The following is a 22,634-nucleotide window of genomic DNA, read 5'->3' as shown; positions in this document are numbered from 1 at the left end:
AAACTGCTATTCTTTTACAATTTCAATCCTCCTACTAATCTCATTTCCGGCTTCATCCGTTACTGTGATATAATATTTTCCGGTTTTTGCTTCTACAGACATCTCATGAAAAGTTTGTGTTGTACCTAAAAACTTATCATTCAGATACCAGAATAGTTTTGCCTTTTGGTCGGAATGGGCCACTTTTATAATAAAGGGCTGGATTTCTCCGTTAAAATTTTTGGTGAGATAGACTTTGCCATTCTCTTTTGGGTAAATAAAATCCATTGAATAAGAAGAAGCTCCGAGACAATCTGGCCTAAACGGAGGCAGTGGAACATAATTGATGTGCTTGGTCTTATAATACAATTCCATAACCGGAGGCAATACAAACCAGGGTTTTGCTACCATCCGGTCTACTTCTTCACAATTGCTGTTTACCTGATATTCTCCCGAAGCATCGAGATGTATCAGTTTATGATAAGGACAAACCGTAGTCTGTTTGCTTTTTAGCGGAATCCACTGTTTGATTTTAGGGCAATATTCGCCTGCAATATGTCCGCTCAACTGGCAAACTTCGGCTTCTTCCAAATCATCATACGGAGTTGTAAACCATTTTTTTCTGGGCAAAAGATTGAACACATCAAACAAAACAGGCGCCGCACTTCCTACTCCGGTCAAAGAAGGACGTCCTTCACCGGAAGCATTTCCAACCCACACTCCTACTACATATCTTGAATTTGTCCCGATGGCCCATCCGTCGCGGTTGCCAAAACTGGTTCCTGTTTTCCAGGCCACCTCCAGTGATGAGTCATAGAATTTCCAGGCTTCATCCCCTTCCGGACGGTTGACTTCTTTCATGGCGTTATACGTCAGCCAGATAGACGCCGCACCTAAGTTTTTCTTATCATAAGATTCCTTTCCGAAATCCAATTTTGCTCCGTGTAACCAGTTCAGTTCCTTGAATTCATCCGTACGGTATTTTGCTGAATGCGTCGTAAAGTAATTTAAAGTAGAAGTTAGTCCGGCATAGGTTTTCGTCAAATCCCAAAGATTGCTTTCTGCTCCACCAAGAATGAGTGAAAGTCCGTAATGGTTTGGATGTTTGTTGATGTCCCGCAACTTAAACTGCTGTAATTGGTCGTAAAAACGATAAACGCCATGATCTTTAAGCATCAGTACTGAAGGAATATTCAACGAACGCGACAAGGCTCGATGAGCCGGAACAGCTCCGTCATAAGTCAAATCGAAGTTTTTAGGGCTATAACCCGCAATTTGTGTTGGAATATCCGGAACCAGAGTATTAGGAAGTATTTCTCCTGCATCAAGCATCGAAGCATAGAGCAACGGTTTTAATATACTACCTGTACTTCTTGGAGCCGTAATAATGTCAACATCTTTTTGATGGTCTTTGTCTGTTGGAGAATTACCTACATAACTCAGTATATTTCTTGTTTCGACATCTACAACAATTATGGCCAGGTTATAAATTTCCGACTGCCTGTATTGATTATAATATTGCGTGGCGATTTGGTTCACGCGATTTTGGAGCGCAAATTTGACCGTTGTCTTTACTCTTGTACCTTCTTGCCTTCTGGCAACATTTTGAAGCAAATGCGGCGCTATTTGGGGCAAGTCATAAGGCTTTTGAGGCAACTCTTCCAATACGGAAAGCTGATAGGTAGTTTTATCGATTATTTTTTCCTGATATAATTTTTTTAGCAAGCCATTCCGCTTATTCAGAAGCTTTTGTTGGTTTTTACCCGGATAAATCAGACTGGGCGCGTTTGGCAATACTGCCAATGTTGCCGTTTCGGCCCAGGACAATTGATGCGGCTGTACTCCAAAATAACGCCAGGAAGCCATTTCCAGACCTACAACATTTCCTCCATAGGGAGCGTGGGCGGCATACAATTCTAATATTTTTTCTTTGGAATAGCGAAATTCCAAGCGGGTTGCCAATACCAACTCGACCAGCTTTTCGAAATAGTTTCTCTTCTTTTCACCTCTTGAAAGTCGGATAACCTGTTGTGTCAACGTACTTCCGCCACGAACTACCCTACCCGCATCGTGATTTTGTTTTGCGGCTTTGACCATCGCAATCGGGTTGAATCCGGGATGTTGGTAAAAATGTTCATCTTCAAAATAGACGATACATTTTTTGAATTTTTCAGGTATGGAATCCTGTGCCGGAAAACGCCATTGTCCGTCACGGGCAATTTTAGCACCTAAAAGCTCACCTTCTTCGCTTTCAATTACGGTAGAATAAGGTTGCTCAAAAAGTGTTCTTGGCAGGCAAAAATAGTAGGCAATGAAAAGCAATCCGAAGAAAACAGATTTCTTCGGATTACGTTTTATCATATCAAGGACGCGTTTAAAAAACGCTTTTATCTTGCTTTTCAATTCCAGCTTAACTATTAGGCTTCTTTAAAGAAGTCTTTACTTTCAAGGTGTTTATTTTACTACATTAACCCATTGGCCTTGCGTTCTGGCATAATAGGAATTGTCATACATCGCCTCGCATTGTACTCCAGGAAGGTAATATTTACCCAGATAAGATGCATTCAGCAGAATCCTGAAGGTTTTGGTTTCATTTGACTTGAGCGTAAAATAAAAATTCGTACGGTCGTCACGAATATCCGTATAATCTACCTTGTTGTCCGCAAAACTTCCATAATCCGTGAAACGCGTATTTACAATTTCCCAACCCGATGGAATAATCTGCGTCAGGGCAACATTTTCAACCGTTTCGCCTTTAGTATTGGAAACCGTAACTTCTGCTACAAATTCTGTTCCTTGTGCCAGTGAAGCAACATTGATGGCATTTCCTTTTCGGTCACGGAAAGTAATATCTGTAGACAAACCTCTCTGTTCTGTCTGTTCCTGTCCGATAGGCAGGATGCCGCTCGTAATCACTTTTATGTAAAGTGTCGTGTTCTTGTTGTTTTTAACCGTAACTGTATTTCCAACTCCAGAAACCTGCAATGTTCTGTCAGCAAATGCTTTTGCCGTTTTAATCGTTTCCGATTTACCTCTGCTGGTAAAGCTTACATCAATTCCCTTCGTTCCGTTCTGCTGCGCGAATTTCGACATCGCATACAAACAATAAGCAGTAGTTTGTGTTGACATCCATCGGTTGGAAGACATTTCTTTTGCCAGTTTAGTTGCCATAGTAAAGGCTTCTGTTTTTCTTCCTAACAACAGTAAAGTCTCCAAAGCCATGGCTCGGTTTCTTTCGCTGGAACCATAATAATAGTAGTAACCATACATTGAATCTTCGTCTATTTTGCTCTGTCCAAGCAATGTCATTCCTACATTTTTCTGTCCGGCCAATGCATACGTAGCCGCAAGCCTTAGTTTGGTATCGTTCGTAATTCCTGAAGTTTCTCTAAGCCTGTTCATCGACGATAAATCCGGATTACCCGCCAAAGCCAATACATACAATCTATAGGATTGTGCAAAATCATTACGGTAGCCTTCGTTGTAACGCCATTGTTTTGCCGTTTTTGACTGATAGGCAAGCCATTGCTTTTTCAGGTTGGCAGGAAGCGCATAGCCTTTTCTCTCTGCTTCAATCAGGAAATGCCCAACATAGGTCGTACTCCAATCGTCCGGAGTCTGATTGCCTTGCCAATAAGCAAATCCTCCATTCGCTAACTGGAATTGCGCCAGTTTTTGGATTCCGGCCGTAATATTCTTTTGGATTTTGGATTTTCTGGCCGTATCCAAATCAGCAATATCGCCCAAATACAATTGTGGGAATACGCTTGATGTGGTCTGCTCCAGACATCCGTGCGGATATTGGATTAAGTAATCCAATCGCTTGTTAAAATCCATTGAAGGGAATGCGGACACTTCCAGTTTAGCCGTATTGGTTCCGGCTACTCCAAAGGCATCCCAGTTGATGGTTCCGGAACTGTTTGGCTCCAATATCAGTTCTTTATAATCCTGCGTTACCGGATTCGGATTCAGAATATCCAGTTCTACATCAAAGCTGGCCTTTTCTTTTCCGGAAGTCGCTACTACCGTAACTTTTCCGATTCCTGTCAAATCGCCAACATTTAAATCAAAATAGGCTATTTTTTCGTCTGGCTGTGCAAACGACAAGGTCTGTTTTGAGTTTCCAATGACACGGAAGCCATTATTGGTTTTCAACTGTAGGGTAACATTTTTAACATGCTTTTCCATTGCAAAAACCGTAACCGGCAAGGTTACCTTCTCTCCCGGAGAAACTTTTCTTGGTAATGATGCCAATATCATCAGCGGATTTCTGACCGGAGTTGTTTTTTCTACGCTTCCATAAGCACTGGTTTGCGCATCACCTGCCACCACCATTGTCCTTACCGAACCTACATATTTTGGAAGTGTAATTTCATGAGATTTTGTTTGCCCTTTTGACAACGAATAAGGTCCGAGATAGATTACAACCGGTTTAAATCGGTTGGCTTTTTTAGCCTGTCCACCACCTAAATCCTCATCACCTCCAATACTGAAAATCTGATTTACCTTACCACCATACGCTCCTATAACTTCATCATAAATATCCCACGTTTTCACACCAAGGGCTTCTCTTGAATAGAAACTGTTCCATGCATTTGGAGTCTTGAATCGGGTAAGGTCCAGCAATCCTTCATCAACAATGGCTATGGTATAGGTCATTGCCTTTCCATTCTTCTCACTTACTTTTATTGTCGTTTTCTGCTCCGGTTTTAAAACTTCCGGCATGGCTATCTGCGGTTCTAAAACCGTATTTTTATCGACCACTTCAATCGGGATAATTCCGTACAGACGAATTGGCGAGTCATTTTTTGTAGAAGCATGGGGTTGCAGTAATGTGATATGGATATACACATTAGGCGCCATCTTCGAGGTAATCGGTATTTCAACCTGTGTTTCCCCTTTTTTGCTTTCTGCCCATAATGTCTGGACTACCTGCGCACCACTTTCAAGTGAAATCAGGGCACGTCCACCTTCACTTGACGGGAAAGAAACGATAGCTTTTTCTCCAACATTGTATTTTTCCTTGTCTGCCGAGAATACCAGCATTTTTGCTTCTGCACCGTTGGTATTTCTTGTTTTTCCAGACCAGATTGGCCAGTCAATCATTACAGTTTCACCAGAAGAATGTCCTCCGTTAGGGTCTGTTACCCGCACAAGATAGCGTCCCCATTCATCGTCGGTTGTCTTAAACTGGAATCGGGCCTTACCGGAACCGTCCGTATTCAATACCTGAGAATAGAACGGAGTATTTGTTGTGGAACTGCTGTAATTTGACAAATCATCTGAAGCATCCCACCACCAGCGCCAATCTACTTTGTAGACTCTTACTTCCAGATTTCTAACCGCTTTTGGTCTTCCGTTTTCATCAACCGTTACTACATCAAATGCATTGCTTTTTCCGGTTTCAAGCATTCCGTATTTGTTTGGTTCCGGAGTTTTTACACCCACATAAGTCTGGAAAGGCGAATAAGTTGCCGAGATAACATCTGTACTAAAGTCACCTCCGTTTTCATACACTTTAGTAATAAACGATGCTTTTAGCATTCCCGGTGCCTGCGATTGTAATCTTGGCTGGATGCTGACATTGGCTTTTCCGGTTTCGTCAATTTTTCCTGAATAAATGTTTACTTCTTCCGTAGAAAATTTACGTGCCGGGTCGTCAAAAACATATTTACTATAATTCTTGAATGTAGTTTTTTGCTGCGTAAATTTCGCCTGCATTTCGAGTTTCAAATCTTTTGCAACGGCTCCATGCAACCAGGCTACATCAACCCTGGCATCATTTTTATGGAAAGCCGACAGCATTTTCCCGTCAAACCCATTTTTGATTTTCAATCGGTTTGGTTTAATGGTTTCAATTTTTACGGCTTTATAGAAACGCGCTCCACCCACAGAAACAACCGCTTCGTAGTTTCCTGTTGGCGCATTTGGCTGTGTTTTGAAAGCGAATTTGTAATGATTCTTATCTGTATATTTCTGAACTTTCTGATAAACTACCTTTCCATTCGGGTCAGATAGTTTTAATTTAATTGGATGCGTATTAGGCAATCTGCTTGATTTATCATTGAGAATGAACGACAAATAGATTGTATCGCCAGGACGCCACACGCCCCGCTCTCCATAAATAAATCCTTTTAGTCCTTTTTGGAGTGCTTCTCCGTCTACATTAAAATTACTCACTGATTGTGAGTTTCCATCATCCAGTTTGACGTAGGTAGTGTTTTTGTCTTTTTTAATTATGGCAAAAAATGCTTTTTTATCGGTACTAAAATTCACTATACCATCACCATCAGTAGTTTCTGATACCAGTTTTTGTTTTTGGTAATTATACAATTCTACTGCTGCACCTGAAACCGGTTGAGTAGTTACGATATTATTGACAGCGAAGAAATAAGAACCATTTTCACCTCGTTTTACAATAACACCCAAATCTGTAGCCAATATATTTGTAGCTACCTTATTGTTGGAATAATATGATTTATGGCATGGATTATCCCTTTCATTCCAATTATAGTCATAATCATAGTAGTCGTAATCAAAAGAATCGTAGCTGGAAAAATCTTCCGGTTCCTCATCTTCTTCAGCAACCGGCTCTTCTTCCGCAGGAGTATCACAGGTATATAGAGAATAAGACCTTTTGATGGTAAATTCCACACGGTAAATCGCTCCTTGCTCCGGTTTGATTAAGGTCGACAAATCCAGAGAATAGCTGTTCCACTTTTTATAATTGGCAAGCTTGTTTGTGGTTAGTTCTAAAGTTTTTTTGGCAATAGGAAGTGCTACTTTTCTCAAATCATAGTTGCCATTCAGTTCATTATCCTGTAAAAACTGGAGTACGTTGTTTTCAAAGATACGGTATACTTTTACATCCACTTTTTTCAGATTGGCAGCTTCGAAATTTACTTTAAGGTTGTGAGAACTTGGCAAAATTGTACCGCTTTTCACAAATCTTACTTCCGGTTTGATTTGTTCAAAAGTAATTTTTGCGGCATAGCCTTTTTTCATTTTATAGCCGTCTGTATTTTCAATTCCCTGAAAAACCTCCAGCAGCAACTTGCCATCAAGAGCTACATCTGAAAAGGCTTTCAATACGTTTCCATCTACCGCATAACGAAGATTACCTACTGTTTCAAGAGCTACCAAACCACTAAAATTTTGGTCTTTTTTTAGCGGGTCTGAAAAATTGATTCGGACAGACTGGTTGTTTTCATCTCCAATTCTTACATCTACAATGGTAAAATTATTTTTGCCCGGAATTGTAAATTCCTTTTCTCCCTTTTGGTTGATATCCGCCGGGTCGCCATCCCATTTGATTAGGACTTTACTATCATCTTCACCTCTTTGTATCTGGTCAATAACAAAGGAGAATTCCGTTGGAGAACTGCCTTTTTCATTAAATTTTATTGGCAATTCTTTACCATTCTGCGTAGCAGACACCAGTTTTTTTGCTGTTGCCAAATCCATATTATCCGCAGATTTCAGTATCATGTTCAGGAATTGAGTGTCTTTTGTATACGACTGTAAATCCTGGACTTCAACTTTGAAATCCTGTTCGATTGTTTTAACCGTAAAATTAAAATCGGACAATTCTTTCGGAACTTCAATCAACTTATCCAAATGGAGCGTAACCTGATATTGTTCACCCTGTTTTAGTTTTTTCTTTGGTTGGAATGCCAGAATGTTATTTGGCAATACGACCACTTTACCGTCAACACTTGGAGAAATATCAAAAATATCTTCATCCAATTCCTGGTTGGGTTTCCATTCTGCCTTTGAAAATGCCAGACCCACCTGAATATCAGAATTGGCGGAAATCATTCCCGACGAGAAGCTGGTAACATAATCGCGAAAAAGCGAAAAATCCGAATCAAAATCTTCAGGCGAAGATTTTCTACATGCATTTAATAAAAAAAACACCGAAACCAATAGTATTAGTTTTCCAGTTCTCATAGAATGATTGATTTGAAGTTGAACGTATGTTTTGTCCTTTGTGACATTTTCAGCATAACTGAATAAGCCATGTCTTTATTGTAATAAATATAGGATTAATTTTTAAATTTTTAACAAGAAAAAATCATGCCTAATTTTTTCTTTTGAGGGAAAGAAATTTTAATTGATTATTTAAAACCTTTTATCAAACCAATTTCAATAAGTTTATATTTTCCTTGTTTTGCGACTTAGCGCATTTGCGAGCTACTATTTCACGCAAAGCGGCAGAGTCGCAAAGTTCATGTTGAGCATTATCTGATGTAAACTTCCCGATAACCATTACATTTTATTTGCGCTTTTCCAGAAAAAAACGTTTCATCAAACTGGAAGCTTCTGCTTCTAAAACACCGTATTCTACAACAGTTTTTGGATGCAGCTTTGTTCCTAAAGCCATGTATCCTCTCTGTTCATCTCTCGCTCCAAAAACAATTCTGGAAATCTGGCTCCAATACAAAGCTCCGGCACACATCTGGCATGGTTCTAAGGTAACATATAATGTGCAGTTTTTAAGATATTTCCCTCCCAAGAAATTGGCTGCTGCCGTAATCGACTGCATTTCGGCATGTGCCGTTACATCGTTCAGCATTTCCGTAAGGTTATGGCTTCTGGCAATGATGCGATTTTCAACAACAATAACAGCCCCGACAGGGATTTCTCCTTTTTCAAAAGCGGCTTCTGCTTCCTGCAGGGCCTTTTTCATGAAATATTCGTCGGTGTTGCTGTTTTCCATAACCCAAAAATAGAAAACAATATCGTAAATTTGATTTTTAATCCGGAAATGAGCTATACTATCCTTCAAAATATAAATTCTCCCGAGGACCTGAGAAAGCTGACTGTAGCTGAATTGCCTGTTTTGGCGGGCGAACTTCGCGATTTCATTATTGATATTGTTTCTGTCAAAGAAGGTCATTTGGGTGCAAGTTTGGGCGTAATTGAATTGACAATTGCCCTTCATTATGTTTTCAACACGCCCGATGATTTATTGGTATGGGATGTGGGTCATCAGGCATACGGACATAAAATCCTTACCGGCAGAAAAGATAATTTTGACACTAACAGACAATGGGGCGGTATTTCCGGATTTCCAAAAAGGAGCGAAAGTCCGTATGATACTTTTGGCACAGGACATTCTTCTACCGCAATTTCTGCTGCATTGGGAATGGCAATTGCCTCGAATCTTAACGGTGATTTTGAAAAACACCATATTGCCGTTGTAGGAGACGCTTCTATTGCTTCAGGAATGGCTTTTGAGGGATTAAATCATGCCGGCATGACAGATGCCAACCTATTGGTCATACTCAATGACAATGCTATAGGAATTGACCCTAGCGTAGGTGCTTTAAAAAACTATCTCACCGCTGTAAAAGACGGAAAAAACCCGAGACAGAATAACATGATAAAATCACTCAATTTTGATTATTCGGGTCCGATTGACGGTCATGATATTGCTGCCGTTATCAAAGAATTAAAACGGCTAAAAAGTATAAAAGGCCCAAAATTTCTCCATATCATCACCACAAAAGGAAAAGGACTGGAACAGGCCGAAAAAGACCAGGTAAAATATCATGCACCCGGTAAATTTGACAAACTTACCGGAGAAATTATTTCAAAATCAGAAGAAAATCTGCCTCCAAAATTTCAGGATGTTTTTGGACTGACGCTATTGGAACTGGCCGAAAAAAATGAAAAGATTGTAGGAATTACACCTGCAATGCCAACGGGAAGTTCCTTAAAATTTATGATGGATGCCTTCCCAAAACGTGCCTTTGACGTAGGAATTGCAGAACAGCATGCTGTGACTCTGGCAGCCGGAATGGCAACACAGGGCATGATTGTATATTGCACTATTTATTCTACATTTTTGCAACGGGCCTATGACCAGGTGATTCATGATGTAGCCTTACAGAATCTTCCGGTGATTTTTTGCCTTGACCGCGCGGGATTGGTTGGCGAAGACGGCGCTACCCATCATGGCGTTTTTGACTTAGCCTATTTGAGATGTATTCCAAATATGATTATTTATGCGCCTATGAATGAAACCGCTTTTCGGAACATGTTATATACTGCACAACTTGGACTGGAACATCCTATTGCTATCCGGTATCCGAGAGGCCGAGGAGTGATTGTCGACTGGAAAAAACCTTTCGAAAAGATTGAGATAGGGAAAGCCCGGCTTTTAAAAGAAGGTAACAGAATTGCTATTCTTTCTACCGGATTCATTGGCAACAACGTTATTCCCGCTTTAGCCAATATTGACAGCCCAAAAGACTTTTCGCATTATGATTTTCCGTTTGTAAAACCGTTAGATGAAACCTTGCTTCATACAATTTTTAAAAAATATGACGTTATTATTACTTTAGAGGACGGAGCGGCAAAAGGAGGTTTCGGTAGCGCTATAACAGAATTTGCAGCTCAAAACAATTATACCAAAAGGATAAAGACTTTAGGAATTCCGGACGAATTCATCGAGCACGGAAGTATTGGCGAACTACAACGTTATAGCAAAATAGATGCAAAAAACTTGCAAATAATTTTTGAAACCTGTCGAAATTATTGACTTTTGCACTGTCCTAAAATTTAATATGCCTGTTATGAGATTATCTCCTTTAGCCTTAGGGTTATTCTTATTTTTTTCTGTATCGTCTTTTGCCCAATCTGTAGATACTATTCAATCCAAAAAACTAGATTCGGCTATTGTTAAAAAAGTTGTTACCCATTGGGAAAGGAAAAATGTGGTAGGATTTGACTTAAACGAAATTGCATTTGTCAATTGGAGTGCCGGAGGAAACAGTGCTATTTCCGGACTATTAAAAGGTACATTTACACGAAAATACGAGAATGGCAACCTAAAATGGCTTAACGAATTAATCGTACGTTACGGGGTAAGCAAGCAGGATGGTGTGGAATTGAGAAAAACAGACGATGCTTTCCAGTTCAACTCTACTTTTGGTTATAGAAAAGATACTACTTCCAACTGGTTTCATAGTGCGAAGTTTAATTTTAACACGCAGTTTACCAGTGGTTATGCCTATCCGAATACTGAGAAGGCAATTTCCAAGCCATTTGCACCAGCCTACACCTTTTTAGGGGTCGGAGCCGAATACAACAATAAGAAATACAACCTGCAGCTTTACATCTCGCCTCTTACTTTAAAGAACACTTTGGTTTTAGACCAACGACTGGCAGACCAGGGAGCCTTTGGGGTTCAGAAGGCGGTTTATGATGCCGTTACCGGAGAAAAGATTGAAGATGGTAAGAATTCTCGAACGGAACTCGGTTTCCTTTTTACCAGCGGTTATAAGAAAGAGCTTTTCAAAAACATCAATTTTGAAAACAAGCTGAATCTCTACACGGATTATATCAACAATTTTGGGAACATAGACGTTGACTGGCAGGTCCAACTGGATTTTATTGTCAACAAATATGTGCGTGCCAATATCAACACCCACCTGATTTACGACCACGACATCAAGGCTAAAGAAGAAATCAATGGCCAGCAGGTTACCGTAGGACCAAAAGTACAGTTCAAGCAGATGCTGGGTGTGGGCTTGATTTACAGCTTCTAGGCTTATTTATTACAGTTTCTTACGCCCGTTTATCGTATTAAATAATTCCAATGCATTTCCATCGGTCAGAAGTGACACGTAATGGCAAATGTGCAATAACCTTTTGTAAAGGTCATTTTTCTCATCATGGAATTTTTCCGGAAGCATTTTCAGCAATAGTCGGTCATAATTCGACGCTTCTCCGTGAAACTGGTTGTTAAATGCCGTAATAAATTTGTCCAGTAAAGTCTGGATAATCTGATAGCCTACCAATTCCTTTTCGATGACTTCGCGGCTTTGGTAGATGTTTTTTATGCTCAATTTGATGATGTCATTCATCTGGGCTACATATTTGCTCTTTTCCGTCAAGGCATGATGAAATTTCCCTTGAAGTATCAGTTCTTCATTTTCAACGAATACTTTTACGACATCACTAATCAAACTGCCAATGGCCAATGCTCTCAGGTAGCTTATCCTGTCTTCTTTAGTAATTAAGGAATTGAATTTTTTAGTATCGATGCTGTCTTTTACCAGATTGATAAGGTATTCCAATGCAAAATCTTCCGAAACCAGACCCAAATTTATTCCGTCTTCGAAGTCGATAATCGTATAGCAGATATCGTCAGCCGCTTCGACTAAAAAGGCCAACGGATGTCTTTCATAACCAATGTCATTTCCTGATTTGTTAGGTATCATACCCAACTCTTCCGCAACTTCTTTGAAAAACTCCTTATCGGTTTGGAAAAAGCCGTATTTCTTATCCGAAATATGGCTTGTCGGTTTCTTAGGAAGTGATTCTTTTGGGTATTTCATAAAAGCACCCAAAGTAGCATATGAAATCCTGAGACCGCCTTCAATACCCGGTCGCGAAGCCGTCAATAATGAAAAACCGTTGGCATTACCTTCAAAATCGATTAAATCCTGCCATTCTTTTTCAGAAAGCTGGCCTTGGAACTGTTTTCCCTTTCCGGTCTTAAAATACTCGCCTATGGCTTTTTCTCCCGAATGCCCAAACGGCGGGTTTCCTATATCATGAGCCAGAGAAGCTGCCGCAACAATTGCCCCGAAATCGTTTGGCTGATAGCCATGAACTTCTCTCAAATGCGGGTATTTTTCAATAATCTGTTTCCCAACCAATCTTCCGATGGAACGACCAACAACAGAAACCTCAAGACTATGTGTTAGTCTTGTATGCACGAAATCTGTTTTGGAAAGCGGAATTACCTGTGTCTTATCCTGAAGGCTTCTAAAAGCAGAAGAAAATATAATTCTGTCATAATCGACTTCAAAACCAAGACGCGTATCGTCTTGTTCTTTTCGCAATCTTTTTCCTTTGTCGCCTTGTTTTCTTAAAGACAAAAGCTGTTCCCAGTTCATCATGGAAATTAAATTTTACCCTTCGATTCTATTAAGGGTGGTATTTGAAATTATGAACGTACGGAGTGTTACGTTCTTTAAATTATTTTTTCAGGAAGATTCTACTTTACTACTAAGACACGAGTAAAATGAAAACAGCTATTTTCAAATTACCATTATTAATCCTATCCTACTCAGTATGAACAAATCCTATAATTTGACATTATCCTTTAGATAACGCTAAATTGGCGGCAATTTCTTTGGCACACATTAATCCAAATAAATTTGGATGTGCCGCAGCACCAATCACACCAAAATGCTCTACTGTTTTTGGACAAATTCCGCCTCCATTAACTTTTGTTTGTTCATTTTTTGTTAATTCTTGGACCCCATCTAATTTTAGAATATCTTTTAACATGTTTTAAAGTATTTGAATTCCTTGCTAATATAAAAAAAACATCTAAAATCTTATATTTCTTTTTTGAATCAATCTAAATTATTTTTTGATAACTGCCTTGAAGTTCTATAATCCATTTGTTTTTTAAAATTATTCTTTCAGGTTTGCCAAAAAGAAATTCTTGGATTTCTTTGGGTATTGGTTATGGGTCTTATCACTCGGATTTTCAATTACCGACTTGATATTTACTTCATCCCCAATCTTAAAATTGGCTTCAGTATATTGGTAATCCAGAAGGTAAGGACCGCAGAAATAATTTCCGTTTTCATCTTTTTCTATGATTCCGGTATAAACTCCTTTTTTTTGTTTTGACATTGGTTTATGATTAAAGTAAATAATTAGTTTGTTTTATGACAGTTTTGCCATTTCGTCAAGGATAATATTGTTTTTCACCTGCCTGAAAACAAAATCTTTTGCTTCTGAAAAAGAAATGCCGTATTTCCTTTCTACCTTTTGATATTTCACCGGATATCTTGACAGCAATGTATCATAATAGCTATCCAGTACTTTTTCTGAAGGCGATATAAATTCCAGTTTAAGTTCAAATCTACGCAGAAGTGCTTCGTCAATCATTTGAATTTGGTTGGTCGCAGCAATCAATATGGCGTTTCTTGGGAAATTGTCGATAAGCTGCAACAGAGCATTTACGACACGTTTCATTTCGCTACTGTCTTTATTGTCGTAATCCCTAACTTGTCCTAAAGAATCAAATTCATCAAAAAACAGTACGGAATTTTCATAATTGGCTTCCTTAAAAATGTTATTGATGTTTTTTGCCGTTTCTCCTAATTTGGAAGATACTATAGTTGAGAGGTTCACAATAAAAATTTTCTTGTCCAGCTCTTTAGCAATCGCTTTTGCCGTCATGGTTTTGCCGCATCCGGTCTTGCCATACAGAAAAATTTTATTGGCTACAGGAAGCTCATACTGGTGAAGGATTTCAGAAAAACGGTGTTCTTTCAGAAATTGTTCGACCTGTTCTGCCACAGAAGCTTCAAAGACGACATCTTCTAAATTTACATTTTCCCTATCCCTGAAATATAGTGTGCTCAAGCTCTTTTGATTTTGTAAGCAAATATACTAAGACTAAAACTATTGGTATAAAAAAACAGCCATCAATTGACGGCTGTTTTTTATAGATATTGCGTTTGTTATTAAGATCCGCACATTTCGCAATCGTCCGGTTCTGCATTTTTGGAACGCTCCAACATTGCACGGAACTCATCGACAGCAATTGCAGGTTCTGCAACAGTTTCTACCGCTACAGGTTCTGCTTTTTTATCGTTATTAAGCGTAAACTTAATCGCATCAACCGCCGACTTGGTTCTCAGATAGTACATTCCTGTTTTTAATCCGGACTGCCATGCATAGAAGTGCATTGAAGTCAGTTTGGCAAAATTCGCATCCTGCATGAACAGGTTTAACGACTGTGACTGGTCAATAAAATAGCCTCTTTGGCGTGACATATCGATGATGTCTTTCATTGACATTTCCCAAACAGTCTTATACAGTTCTTTCAAATCCTGCGGAATGATATCAATGTTTTGGATTGACCCGTTATGACGCATGATTTCCTGTTTCAGGTCTTCATTCCAAAGACCCAATTCTACTAAATCTTCTAACAGGTGCTTGTTTACCACGATAAATTCACCTGAAAGCACTCGTCTTGTATAGATATTTGAAGTATAAGGCTCAAAAGCTTCGTTGTTTCCAAGAATCTGAGATGTAGAAGCTGTTGGCATAGGAGCTACAAGCAATGAGTTTCTCACCCCATTTTCCATTACTTCTTTTCTCAAAGATGCCCAATCCCAACGACCAGACAAGTCTTCGTCTTTTAATCCCCAAAGATTGTATTGGAATTCTCCCTGTGAAATAGGCGAACCTTCAAAAGTAGAATATGGTCCTTCTTCTTTTGCCATTTCCATCGAAGCCGTAACGGCAGCAAAGTATAGCGTTTCGAAGATTTCCTGGTTTAATTTTTTAGCTTCATCCGAAGTAAAAGGCATTCTCAAAAGAATGAAGGCATCTGCCAGACCCTGAACCCCTAATCCAACCGGACGGTGACGCATATTTGAATTTTCTGCTTCCGGAACCGGATAATAGTTTCTGTCAATGACCTTGTTCAGGTTTCTTGTTACACGTTTTGTTACGTTATAAAGCAGTTCGTGGTTGAACTGTCCGTTTTCCACAAACATTGGCAATGAGATAGAAGCCAGGTTACACACCGCAATTTCATCTTTAGAAGTGTACTCCATGATTTCTGTACACAGGTTAGAAGAACGGATTGTTCCCAGGTTTTTCTGGTTTGATTTACGGTTTGCCGCATCTTTATACAGCATGTATGGTGTTCCCGTTTCAATTTGAGATTCCAGAATTTTTTCCCATAGTTCTCTTGCCTTAATGGTTTTTCTTCCTCTGCCCTGTTCTTCGTAAGAAGTATACAGCGCTTCAAATTCTTCACCATATACGTCGTAAAGTCCCGGACATTCGTTTGGACACATCAACGTCCATGTAGAATCTTCCTGAACACGTTTCATGAACAAGTCCGAAGTCCACATAGCAAAGAATAAATCACGCGCACGCATTTCTTCTTTTCCATGGTTTTTCTTCAGGTCAAGGAAATCAAAAATATCAGCGTGCCATGTTTCGATATAGATAGCAAAACTTCCTTTGCGTTTTCCTCCTCCCTGGTCTACATAACGGGCGGTGTCATTGAAAACACGCAACATCGGAACAATTCCGTTTGACGTTCCGTTTGTTCCGCGGATATAGGAACCCGTGGCACGAACATTATGGATTGAAAGCCCGATTCCTCCAGCCGATTGTGAAATTTTGGCTGTTTGCTTTAGCGTATCGTAAATTCCGTCGATACTGTCGTCCTGCATTGCCAGAAGGAAGCAGGAAGACATTTGCGGTTTTGGAGTTCCGGCATTGAATAACGTTGGCGTTGCATGCGTAAAGAACTTCTTAGACATCAGGTCATAAGTTTCCAATACTGCATCCAGGTCATTCAAGTGGATTCCAACAGCAACACGCATCAACATGTGTTGCGGTCTTTCTACAATTTTTCCGTTTATTTTTAGCAGATACGAACGCTCCAACGTCTTGAATCCGAAATAATCGTAGTTGAAATCTCTATTGTAAATTACATGGGAATCCAGAAAAGCCGCATTTTCCTGAATCACATTGTATACTTCTTCTGAAAGAAGCGGAGATTCCTGATTGGTTCTTGGATTCACATAGAAATACATTTCTTTCATCGTTTCTGAGAACGATTTTTTGGTATTCTTGTGAAGGTTTGAAATTGCTATCCTTGCTGCCAACTGGGCATAATCCGGATGGGCAATTGTCATTGCTGCTGCGGTTTCTGCTGCAAGATTGTCCAACTCTGAAGTTGTAACACCATCATACAACCCCTCGATAACGCGCATTGCTACTTTTACCGGATCTACAAGATCGTTCAAGCCGTAGCATAATTTTTTAATTCTATCCGTAATCTTATCAAACATTACCGGCTCTCTGTGACCGTCTCTTTTAACTACATACATAAGTTTACAAATTTGGTTAGGGAATGGAAGACCATTCGGGATTATTAAAAAGATTAAAACAATCCGCAAAAGCGGGAATAGTACTGATAACAAAGAAATTCTTTTCTTTCCGTCTATAGAAAGAAAAACAATTCTGTATTATCAGGAAATGGTTTAAAAGACAAAAGGGGTGTCTGGCTTCTAAAAAAATCTAGAAATCGGCGTCGAAACTAATTTTTTGCGATTCGCTGTCGTTTCCTGTTCCGCTGTTTAAAACTCCAGCTTTCTGATATTCTGAAACTCTTTTTTCGAAGAAATTTGTTTTACCCTGTAAAGAGATCATATCCATAAAATCAAATGGATTCGCAGAGTTATACACTCTTGCACATCCTAATTCTACTAATAATCTGTCGGTTACAAATTCTAAGTATTGTGTCATTAAGTTTGCGTTCATTCCAATTAAGCTCACCGGAAGAGATTCTGTTATAAATTCTCTTTCAATATCAAGAGCCTGTACCAGGATTTCTGTAATTCTGGCTTTTGAAACTTTGTTAACAAGGTGGTGATTGTGCAAATGCACAGCAAAGTCACAATGTACGCCTTCATCACGTGAAATCAATTCATTTGAAAAAGTAAGACCCGGCATCAATCCACGTTTTTTCAACCAATAGATAGAACAGAATGCTCCTGAGAAAAAGATTCCTTCTACGGCTGCAAAAGCAATCAGTCTTTCAGCAAATGAATCCGATTCAATCCATTTTAAAGCCCAGTCTGCTTTTTTCTTAATTGCCGGAAATACTTCCAAAGCGTGGAAAAGCTGGTCTTTTTCTGCTTCATCTTTTACATACGTATCAATCAGAAGAGAATAGGTTTCGCTGTGGATATTCTCCATCATGATTTGGAATCCGTAGAAAAATTTAGCTTCCGGATACTGAACTTCGTTTACAAAATTCTCTGCCAGGTTTTCATTCACAATACCGTCTGATGCAGCAAAAAAAGCTAAAATATGTTTGATAAAATATTTCTCATCATTATTCAGCTTATTGTTCCAGTCTGATAAATCCTGGTGCAAATCAATTTCTTCGGCAGTCCAAAAACTTGCTTCCATTTTCTTATACCACTCCCAAATATCATGGTGTTTTATAGGGAAAATCACGAAACGGTCTTTGTTCTCTTGTAAAATTGGTTCTATCGCTGCCATACTATCTTGACTTTTATTGTGTTATCGGAATTTATTCTTTGATTTCTTGACACTACAAAGATTGTCATTTGTATTCGTAAATGAAAGCCAAACTTATCCACAATTGGACATAGTTTTTAACAAGAGGTAAATTAATTCTTACTTTTTTAGATTTATTTAAAAAACTGTAAATCAGTTATTTACAAATTAAAAAACAACGCTAACTCCCATAAAACAAAGGAATTTAGAGTCGAAGAAAATTAAAATTTTGAAATAAAAAGTTTATTGATTTTTAAGTTCCTGGGCCACCTTTTCAAGTTCGGCATACCAGTCTTCTCCAAAACGACGAATGAGCGCTTCTTTTACAAATTTATACACCGGCACTTCAAGTTCTTTACCTAAGGAACAAGCGTCGTCGCAAATCTCCCATCTGTCATAGTTTACTGCCGCAAATTCCGTAAAATCTTTAATACGTATTGGATACAAATGACAAGATACCGGTTTTTTCCAATCTACAATACCTTGATTATAGGCTTGTTCGATACCGCAAAGTGCAGTTTTCCCGTCAAAAATTACATAAGCGCAATCCTTATTGTCAATCAGTGGCGTTTCCAAATCGCCATCTGTTCCTTTTATCCAGGTACCCTGCGCTTCAATAGCATCAATTCCTTCTTTACGAAGGAACGGCTTTACTTTTGGATAAATTGCTTCCAGGATTTTTGTCTCTTCTTCATTTAAAGGAGCACCCGCATCACCATCTACACAACAAGCCCCTTTGCAAGCTGAAAGGTTGCAAACAAATTCTTTTTCTAAAATGTCTTCTGAGACAATTGTTTTTCCTAGTTGAAACATGTTGCAAAGATAGTTTTCAAATGTGAAATAGCGTGTTAATTTTTGAATTTCCGGCTTTACAGAAACAATTAGCTTATTTTCAATAACTTAATTTGAAAAAAATCATTAAAAAATTAACGAATCATTAATGATTTTTCATTTTTAATGAAATAATTTTGCAGCTTCAAAAAAGCATCGTTATGGGATTCGATTGGAGAGAAATTTTTACAGCTAGTATGGTTTTGTTTGCCGTTATCGACATCGTTGGCAGCATACCTATTATTGTCGATTTGCGCTCAAAGGTAGGACACATCCAGTCTGAAAAAGCTTCTATTGTTGCCTGTGTCATTATGATTGCTTTTCTTTTTGTGGGCGAAGAAATTCTAAAGTTAATCGGCATTAACGCCAGTTCGTTTGCCGTTGCCGGTTCTTTTGTCTTGTTTTTCCTTGCTCTGGAAATGATTTTAGGAATCCGTCTTTATAAAGAAGACAACCCGAGCACCGCTTCTATTGTTCCAATTGCTTTCCCATTGATTGCAGGTGCCGGAACCATGACCACAATCCTGTCATTGAGAGCAGAATATGAAAAAATCAATATTATATTCGCCATAATCATCAATATTATCGTAGTTTTTGCCGTTCTGAAGTCGTCATCCAAGATAGAAAAGCTGCTTGGAGATAACGGACTAAGTGTCATCCGAAAGATATTTGGCGTTATTCTGCTGGCCATTGCTGTTAAATTATTTGGCGCCAATGTTAAAGGGCTTTTTATCTAACATAGATTTTATTAATTTCACCATTCATAATCAGAGAACCCCTTCTTATAATGAAAATTTTTACTTACATATTAATCTTCCTTGCGTTAGCATTAATCATTTTCAACATTACTATTTTAGACTTCGACCACTTATTCGAAGGAGACAGTGTTGTTGGATTGATAGGAATTGCCGCTTCATTCTGCGCCATTTTCATTCTTCTGATTTTCAGAATGTCAAAAATGATCGAAGAAAAAACAAAAGACAAATAAGACCATGTTTGACGTTTTAATTATTGGCGGAGGCGTTTCAGGAATGTCCTGTGCCCTTGTTTTAGGGTCTGCTCAAAACAAAGCTTTTGCTGCCGACAAGAAAATTGGAATTTTTACACACCAGAAAGCTTCAAATCTTCAGTATGCCGTTTTCAATAATGCCTATGGAATTCCTGCGGGAAAATTAGGCTCGGAACTGTTGGAGGAAAGCAAAGAACAGCTTGCTTCTCTTTACCCACATGTTCAGCAAATTGAAAACGAAAAGGTCATGAAAATTGAAGGAGCCTACCCTAACTTTACGGTTGTAACCAATAAAGGTTCTTATCAAACCAAAATTATTGTAGTGGCAATCAACGCTACTAACACTTTCGCCATCGAAGGATTAATGGAATATGTAATTCCTCACAAAAAAGCGATTGCAGAAAAAAACAGAATCCAGCTAAAAAATGAAGACCATTTCGTTGCCGACGGAATTTACGTGGCCGGAACATTGGCAGGCCTGAGAAGCCAATTGTCAATCGCAGCAGGAAGCGGCGCTTCAGTTGCTACGGACATTTTGACTTTATGGAATAATGGTACGTATTCGCAAGTACACGATAGTATTAGAAAATAATTTTATTTAGAGTAAAAAAGGCGCTAAGGTACTGAGGTGCTAAGGTTTTGTTTTTTTCGAATAAGTTTATGATAACTAAAAAGCATCCCGAAAAGGATGCTTTTTTTTATTTTATTTCTTGTTTGTTTTCCAGAACCGCCTTAATCATGGCATCTTCTTTTAATACAATTTCATAGTATTTGTCGTCTCCGTATAATTGTCTGGCAAATTCAGCAGCCAAGTAGCGCTTAACCAGATTTTTGGTGTGCTTCAGGTCGAGAAGCACTCCGTTTTTGATTAAATATTTTTGGAAAGTATTGAAATAGCTATCTGTCTGTTGCATTTTTGTCAAAAACTGCTGGAAAGTCAGGTTTTTAAAATCATTACGGTTTTTATCCAACTCTTCAAAAGCAAAATAGCCTACGAGTCCGGATTGCATCATGTAGGCAATGCTTTCTTCGCCGTGTTCTACTTCCAGAGGCACAAAAATATCCGGAACGATTCCTCCTCCGCCATATACAATGCGTCCTTTTGGCGTCCTGAATTTTAGCGTATCGGCTACTTTTATACTGTCCGACTTGTATAATTCGCCAGACTCAAAACGTTTTTCAAATTCCTTAAAGTATTCTTCACTCCCTTTTTCATAAGATTTCTGGATGGAACGTCCTGTTGGCGTATAATAACGCGCTACGGTCAATCTTACAGCCGATCCGTCACCCAAAGGCATTTCACGTTGCACCAGTCCTTTTCCGAAAGAGCGCCTTCCTACTATGAGTCCGCGGTCATTATCCTGAATAGCTCCAGCTAAAATTTCACTGGCCGAAGCACTGTTTTCGTTAATCAGTATATATACTTTGCCGGTTTCAAAACTCCCATCGTTGGTAGCATAGGTTTTGTCTACTCTGCCTTTTTTGTTTTTGGTAAAGACAATAAGTGCGTTATCTTTGAGAAAATCGTCAGCTATTTCAATTGCCTTGTCCAGATAACCTCCGCCATTGTCACGCACATCAATTATAAGCGTTTTTGCTCCTTGTTTTTTAAGACTAAGAAGTCCGCTTTCAAATTCGTCATAGGTAGTTTCTGCGAAACGGTTTATTTTTATGTATCCCACGCCTGGATTGACCATCACGGCAATGTCTACACTTTTGATAGGAATCACATCACGTCTTACCTTGACTTTTAGCTTTTTATTTTCATTTTTTCTGTAGATGGTAAGCTCCACATCAGAACCTACACTTCCTTTTAGTTTGGAAAAAAGCGTGTCATTGGTAATCTTACGACCAAAAAGCTTGTAATTGTCTGCGAAAAGAATTCGGTCACCTGATTTGATACCTGCTTTTTCTGAAGGTCCGCCTTCAACCGGTTTTATGACCGCTACCGTATCATTATACATATAAAAATTAACGCCAATACCCACAAAATCACCTTTCATGCTTTGTGAAACCTGCTCAAATTCATTCTTGGCAATATAGACGGAGTGTGGATCCAATTTATCCAATATTCCGGTAACAGTCAGGTCGACAATAGAGTCTGTATTGACATTGTCTACATATTCCCTGTCAATAAAATCGAGAAGTTTGTTGAGCTTGTTTTTGGGGCTGGTTTTGGAGAAAGCAACACCCTGGGTTGGAAAATTAAGCATTCCTCCCAAGACTACTCCTATTGCCAGGGCAGCAAAAATAACAAGTGGTAGATATATTTTATTGTTTTTCATTCATTTCGGTTTCAGAAATATGAACTACCTCAACGCCGGCATCTTTTAAAAATTGTATACCGGAATCATCCTTATAGCCTTCCTGATATACAACCCGTTTTATTCCCGACTGATGAATCAGCTTGCTGCATTCTTTACAGGGCGACAATGTAATATACAAAGTGGCTCCTTCACAAGATTGCGTCGAACCGGCAACTTTTAGTATGGCATTGGCCTCTGCATGAAGCACATACCACAACGTTAACCCATCAGCTCCTTCGCAGGAATTTTCAAATCCGGATGGCGTTCCGTTATAACCGTCAGAGATAATCATCCTGTCTTTCACAATAATTGCGCCAACCTGTTTTCTTTTGCAATATGACAACCGGCTCCATTCTTTTGCTATGCGAAGGTAGGCCTTATCATATTTGTTTAGTTTATTCAAATTCATACGTTTA

17 protein-coding genes are annotated in these 22,634 nt (G+C 38.9%); 5 read left to right on the top strand and 12 right to left on the bottom strand.

All coding sequences use genetic code 11. The features are described from left to right. Positions 1–6 precede the first annotated feature (6 nt). From pbpC to ASG38_RS05360, 3 genes are all read right to left on the bottom strand, one after another. The gene (gene pbpC / locus ASG38_RS05370) at positions 7–2,340 is read right to left on the bottom strand and encodes a penicillin-binding protein 1C (RefSeq protein ID WP_200937028.1); all 2,334 of its coding nucleotides are present in this window, start codon (positions 2,338–2,340) and stop codon (positions 7–9) included. A gap of 93 nt (positions 2,341–2,433) precedes the next feature. Next, complete coding sequence (locus tag ASG38_RS05365; protein ID WP_056067895.1) at positions 2,434–7,929, bottom strand: alpha-2-macroglobulin; 5,496 nt, start codon at positions 7,927–7,929, stop codon at positions 2,434–2,436. Positions 7,930–8,254: 325 nt separating this feature from the next. Continuing rightward, positions 8,255–8,698 (bottom strand): nucleoside deaminase, encoded by a 444-nt coding sequence (locus ASG38_RS05360; RefSeq protein WP_056067893.1) that lies wholly within the window; start codon positions 8,696–8,698, stop codon positions 8,255–8,257. Between the two features lie 48 nt (positions 8,699–8,746). Here ASG38_RS05360 and ASG38_RS05355 point away from each other — a divergent pair, with 48 nt between their 5' ends. After that, positions 8,747–10,525, top strand: a complete 1,779-nt coding sequence (locus ASG38_RS05355) for a 1-deoxy-D-xylulose-5-phosphate synthase (RefSeq protein WP_056068450.1) — start codon at positions 8,747–8,749, stop codon at positions 10,523–10,525. 34 nt (positions 10,526–10,559) lie between these two features. After that, complete coding sequence (locus tag ASG38_RS05350; protein ID WP_337954909.1) at positions 10,560–11,534, top strand: DUF3078 domain-containing protein; 975 nt, start codon at positions 10,560–10,562, stop codon at positions 11,532–11,534. 9 nt (positions 11,535–11,543) lie between these two features. On the opposite strand, the gene ASG38_RS05345 is transcribed toward ASG38_RS05350, so the two are convergent. The 7 genes from ASG38_RS05345 to ASG38_RS05315 form a co-directional block, all read right to left on the bottom strand. Further along, positions 11,544–12,890: a deoxyguanosinetriphosphate triphosphohydrolase gene (locus ASG38_RS05345; protein WP_056067890.1), complete on the bottom strand. Its 1,347-nt coding sequence runs from the start codon at positions 12,888–12,890 to the stop codon at positions 11,544–11,546. A 202-nt stretch (positions 12,891–13,092) separates the two neighbouring features. Continuing rightward, positions 13,093–13,287: a hypothetical protein gene (locus ASG38_RS05340; RefSeq protein ID WP_056067888.1), complete on the bottom strand. Its 195-nt coding sequence runs from the start codon at positions 13,285–13,287 to the stop codon at positions 13,093–13,095. A gap of 129 nt (positions 13,288–13,416) precedes the next feature. Next, a complete protein-coding gene (locus ASG38_RS05335) occupies positions 13,417–13,641 on the bottom strand; it encodes a hypothetical protein (protein ID WP_056067886.1) in 225 nt (74 codons plus the stop codon). Between the two features lie 33 nt (positions 13,642–13,674). Beyond that, on the bottom strand, positions 13,675–14,379 hold the full coding sequence (locus ASG38_RS05330) for an AAA family ATPase (RefSeq protein WP_056067884.1): 705 nt from the start codon (positions 14,377–14,379) through the stop codon (positions 13,675–13,677). 101 nt (positions 14,380–14,480) lie between these two features. Further along, positions 14,481–16,874 carry a ribonucleoside-diphosphate reductase subunit alpha gene (locus ASG38_RS05325; RefSeq protein WP_056067882.1) on the bottom strand — a complete coding sequence of 798 codons (2,394 nt, stop codon included), beginning with the start codon at positions 16,872–16,874 and terminating at the stop codon, positions 14,481–14,483. Positions 16,875–17,064: 190 nt separating this feature from the next. Beyond that, on the bottom strand, positions 17,065–18,054 hold the full coding sequence (locus ASG38_RS05320) for a ribonucleotide-diphosphate reductase subunit beta (RefSeq protein ID WP_056067880.1): 990 nt from the start codon (positions 18,052–18,054) through the stop codon (positions 17,065–17,067). A gap of 261 nt (positions 18,055–18,315) precedes the next feature. After that, positions 18,316–18,885 carry a DUF3109 family protein gene (locus ASG38_RS05315; RefSeq protein WP_056067878.1) on the bottom strand — a complete coding sequence of 190 codons (570 nt, stop codon included), beginning with the start codon at positions 18,883–18,885 and terminating at the stop codon, positions 18,316–18,318. Positions 18,886–19,064: 179 nt separating this feature from the next. Here ASG38_RS05315 and ASG38_RS05310 point away from each other — a divergent pair, with 179 nt between their 5' ends. Genes ASG38_RS05310 through ASG38_RS05300 form a run of 3 tightly spaced genes read left to right on the top strand, consistent with a single transcriptional unit; the run spans position 19,065 to position 20,504 of the window. Then, complete coding sequence (locus tag ASG38_RS05310; RefSeq protein ID WP_056067876.1) at positions 19,065–19,640, top strand: MarC family protein; 576 nt, start codon at positions 19,065–19,067, stop codon at positions 19,638–19,640. 50 nt (positions 19,641–19,690) lie between these two features. Then, complete coding sequence (locus tag ASG38_RS05305; RefSeq protein ID WP_056067874.1) at positions 19,691–19,891, top strand: hypothetical protein; 201 nt, start codon at positions 19,691–19,693, stop codon at positions 19,889–19,891. A gap of 4 nt (positions 19,892–19,895) precedes the next feature. After that, positions 19,896–20,504, top strand: a complete 609-nt coding sequence (locus ASG38_RS05300; protein ID WP_056067872.1) for an FAD-dependent oxidoreductase — start codon at positions 19,896–19,898, stop codon at positions 20,502–20,504. Positions 20,505–20,610: 106 nt separating this feature from the next. On the opposite strand, the gene ASG38_RS05295 is transcribed toward ASG38_RS05300, so the two are convergent. Both ASG38_RS05295 and ASG38_RS05290 read right to left on the bottom strand, forming a co-directional pair. Beyond that, complete coding sequence (locus ASG38_RS05295; RefSeq protein ID WP_056067871.1) at positions 20,611–22,197, bottom strand: S41 family peptidase; 1,587 nt, start codon at positions 22,195–22,197, stop codon at positions 20,611–20,613. Then, positions 22,184–22,627 (bottom strand): dCMP deaminase family protein, encoded by a 444-nt coding sequence (locus ASG38_RS05290; protein WP_056067869.1) that lies wholly within the window; start codon positions 22,625–22,627, stop codon positions 22,184–22,186. The genes ASG38_RS05295 and ASG38_RS05290 overlap by 14 nt, the downstream gene beginning before the upstream one ends. Positions 22,628–22,634 lie beyond the last annotated feature (7 nt).

The sequence above is a fragment of the Flavobacterium sp. Leaf359 genome (assembly GCF_001423985.1).
Taxonomy (GTDB): domain Bacteria; phylum Bacteroidota; class Bacteroidia; order Flavobacteriales; family Flavobacteriaceae; genus Flavobacterium; species Flavobacterium lindanitolerans.
Note: the sequence above shows the minus strand (reverse complement) of the source record. Positions and strands in the feature narration are given on the sequence as shown.

Excerpts from the sequence above, each read along its gene's own strand:
- ASG38_RS05335 (WP_056067886.1), bottom strand. The coding sequence starts at position 13,641 with ATGTCAAAACAAAAAAAAGGAGTTTATACCGGAATCATAGAAAAAGAT.
- ASG38_RS05320 (WP_056067880.1), bottom strand. The coding sequence starts at position 18,054 with ATGGCAGCGATAGAACCAATTTTACAAGAGAACAAAGACCGTTTCGTG.
- ASG38_RS05295 (WP_056067871.1), bottom strand. The coding sequence starts at position 22,197 with ATGAAAAACAATAAAATATATCTACCACTTGTTATTTTTGCTGCCCTG.
- ASG38_RS05310 (WP_056067876.1), top strand. The coding sequence starts at position 19,065 with ATGGGATTCGATTGGAGAGAAATTTTTACAGCTAGTATGGTTTTGTTT.
- ASG38_RS05300 (WP_056067872.1), top strand. The coding sequence starts at position 19,896 with ATGTTTGACGTTTTAATTATTGGCGGAGGCGTTTCAGGAATGTCCTGT.
- ASG38_RS05360 (WP_056067893.1), bottom strand. The coding sequence starts at position 8,698 with ATGGAAAACAGCAACACCGACGAATATTTCATGAAAAAGGCCCTGCAG.
- ASG38_RS05345 (WP_056067890.1), bottom strand. The coding sequence starts at position 12,890 with ATGAACTGGGAACAGCTTTTGTCTTTAAGAAAACAAGGCGACAAAGGA.
- ASG38_RS05315 (WP_056067878.1), bottom strand. The coding sequence starts at position 18,885 with ATGTTTCAACTAGGAAAAACAATTGTCTCAGAAGACATTTTAGAAAAA.
- ASG38_RS05325 (WP_056067882.1), bottom strand. The coding sequence starts at position 16,874 with ATGTATGTAGTTAAAAGAGACGGTCACAGAGAGCCGGTAATGTTTGAT.
- ASG38_RS05365 (WP_056067895.1), bottom strand. The coding sequence starts at position 7,929 with ATGAGAACTGGAAAACTAATACTATTGGTTTCGGTGTTTTTTTTATTA.
- ASG38_RS05305 (WP_056067874.1), top strand. The coding sequence starts at position 19,691 with ATGAAAATTTTTACTTACATATTAATCTTCCTTGCGTTAGCATTAATC.
- ASG38_RS05350 (WP_337954909.1), top strand. The coding sequence starts at position 10,560 with ATGAGATTATCTCCTTTAGCCTTAGGGTTATTCTTATTTTTTTCTGTA.
- ASG38_RS05355 (WP_056068450.1), top strand. The coding sequence starts at position 8,747 with ATGAGCTATACTATCCTTCAAAATATAAATTCTCCCGAGGACCTGAGA.
- pbpC (WP_200937028.1), bottom strand. The coding sequence starts at position 2,340 with ATGATAAAACGTAATCCGAAGAAATCTGTTTTCTTCGGATTGCTTTTC.
- ASG38_RS05340 (WP_056067888.1), bottom strand. The coding sequence starts at position 13,287 with ATGTTAAAAGATATTCTAAAATTAGATGGGGTCCAAGAATTAACAAAA.
- ASG38_RS05290 (WP_056067869.1), bottom strand. The coding sequence starts at position 22,627 with ATGAATTTGAATAAACTAAACAAATATGATAAGGCCTACCTTCGCATA.